Origin of the sequence: Microvirga sp. BSC39 (assembly GCF_000739015.1) — a bacterium.
Classification (GTDB): Bacteria; Pseudomonadota; Alphaproteobacteria; order Rhizobiales; family Beijerinckiaceae; genus Microvirga.
This window is the reverse complement of the sequence record NZ_JPUG01000019.1, coordinates 1-2,170: the sequence shown is the minus strand read 5'-3', so window position 1 is coordinate 2,170 and position 2,170 is coordinate 1. Positions and strand designations below refer to the sequence as shown.

Below are 2,170 nucleotides of genomic sequence, written 5' to 3'. Positions count from 1 at the left end.
CGATCACTGGCTGCCGATCTCGCCCGTCACCGGCCGCCTCGACGCCTTCGTCTGGCAGGCGCCGCCGGATGTGCTCGTCGCCCCCGAACTCACCCTGCACGACGACGTGACGGCGGACCTCGACGACGAGCCGAAGCCGTTGCCGCCTGTGGCCGCCCCTTTGCCCGAAGCCGTGTCGGCTCCTGAGCCGGCGCCTGTTCCGGAACCTGCCGCCCCGGGCGAGCCGCTTCCAGAGCCGCGAGACGATGTCCTGAAGGACGAGATCAAGGCTGCCCTGAGTGCCGCGGAGCCTGTGAAGGAGGAAGCGCCCCTGCCGCCACCCGGGCCTGTGGTCTTCCCGGCTACGCCTCCGGATGTGCCGAAGCCGAAGCAGGAGGCGGCCGCGCGCCGCAGCGTTTTTTCGGTCTGGTAGGGCCTTTCCCGCCTTGCCTGCCCTTGCCAAGCGGCGGGGGAGGGGGTAAGAGGGCGGCCTCTCGGATCGCAAGATTTGCGATGCCGCAATAGCTCAGCTGGTAGAGCACCTCATTCGTAATGAGGGGGTCGGGGGTTCGAATCCCTCTTGCGGCACCATTCCCATCCTTGGCGCTTAACCTCGCTGAAGATGGGGAAGGAATGGCAGGGGGCCATAGCTCAGCTGGGAGAGCGCTTGCATGGCATGCAAGAGGTCGGCGGTTCGATCCCGCCTGGCTCCACCATCCTGCTGGAGAGACGAAAGACGGAGCGTGCGGGTGTAGCTCAGGGGTAGAGCACAACCTTGCCAAGGTTGGGGTCGAGGGTTCGAATCCCTTCGCCCGCTCCATTTCCTTCTAACGAGGAAATCCATCGACAAGGCGCCTTCGGGCGCCTTTCGTGTTTTCAGCGCCAACTCAAGCAAACGGGCCCATTCCACGAAGGGAGATGGGCCCGCGGTGACTCGAGGTCACGCGTCATTGACGTTCATCCGGTTCAAACCGGCCATGTTTCCAGATTATCGAGCTGAAGGCTGCCTCCGACGCTCAACTTCACAGCGTGGAGGGGGCGGTCAGCCCATTCGAGATTGCTATGCGAACCTCCATCCATTCAGGCCGGGGCGGGTGCCCGGCTCATCAGGCTGCGGGATCAGCGTCCGTGAAGAACCCACTCAGAACGTCATGCCGATCCATTTTTCGTGACGGGTACTTCCAGGTTTGGATCACGACCCATCATGATTAGTAAAAGCACTCAACGGACGCTTGTTTCAGCGTGGCGGCAAAGAAAAAGACCCGGCTAATCGTTGCCGGGTCTTTCTGCTCTTCATGAGGATGCAGGTGCTTTAAGCGGCTTTGACGCCTTGGAGGAAGTCCTGGACTTCTCGGGAGAGGTCGTTGGAGTGGCGCGACAGCTCCTGGGCGGCGCCCAGCACCTGGCTGGCCGCCGAGGTGGTCTCGCCGGCCCCCTGCTGCACGTCGTTGATGCTGCCGGTCACGGCTTCCGTGCCGCGCGCCGCCTCCTGCACGTTGCGGGCGATCTCGGCCGTGGCCGCCCCCTGCTCCTCCATGGCGGCGGCAATCGAGGTGGAGATCTGGCTCATCTCGGTGATCGTGCGGGCGATCTCCTGAATGGCCGACACCGTCTGCTGCGTCGCCTGCTGCACCGAGCCGATCTGGGCCGAGATCTCCTCCGTGGCCTTGGCCGTCTGCGACGCCAGCTCCTTCACTTCGGTGGCCACCACGGCAAAGCCTTTCCCAGCTTCACCGGCGCGGGCCGCCTCGATGGTGGCGTTCAGCGCCAAGAGGTTGGTCTGGCCCGCGATGGTGTTGATCAGCTGCACCACGTCGCCGATGCGGCGGGCCGTGGAGGCGAGGTCCTGCACGGCCGCATCCGGGCGGCGCGCCCCCTGGACGGCCCGGTCGGCGATCTGCGACGACTGCGCCACCTGGGAGGCGATCTCCCGGATGGAGATGGACAGCTCTTCTGTGGCGGCCGCCACGGTCTGCACGTTGGCCGAGGTCTGCTGGGCGGCCGACGAGACGGTGACGGACTGCTGGGTGGTCTGGCTGGCCACTGCCGTCATGGTCTGGGCCGTGGCCTCCATCTCGGTGGCGGCGGAGGACAGGCCCTGGGTGAGGGCCGACACGTTGCTCTCGAAGCGCTTGGTGATCTGGTCGAGCATCTCGGCGCGGCGCATCTTGGCCTGGTTCTCGGCGTCCTG

At 65.5% G+C, this 2,170-nt stretch carries 1 protein-coding gene, 3 tRNA genes and 1 pseudogene; 4 read left to right on the top strand and 1 reads right to left on the bottom strand.

The window, feature by feature from the left end; genetic code table 11:
- The 4 genes and pseudogenes from MA07_RS01575 to MA07_RS01560 all read left to right on the top strand — a co-directional run.
- Positions 1-412, top strand: a pseudogene (locus tag MA07_RS01575) (heme biosynthesis protein HemY); the annotation flags it as partial.
- A gap of 82 nt (positions 413-494) precedes the next feature.
- Positions 495-570: transfer RNA gene (locus tag MA07_RS01570), tRNA-Thr, on the top strand.
- A 49-nt stretch (positions 571-619) separates the two neighbouring features.
- A tRNA-Ala gene (locus MA07_RS01565) sits at positions 620-695 on the top strand.
- Positions 696-724: 29 nt separating this feature from the next.
- A tRNA-Gly gene (locus MA07_RS01560) sits at positions 725-799 on the top strand.
- A gap of 492 nt (positions 800-1,291) precedes the next feature.
- Here the strand turns inward: MA07_RS01560 and MA07_RS01555 are convergent.
- Positions 1,292-2,170, bottom strand: an 879-nt coding sequence (locus MA07_RS01555; RefSeq protein WP_244445118.1) for a methyl-accepting chemotaxis protein, incomplete at its 5' end; no start/stop codon positions are given.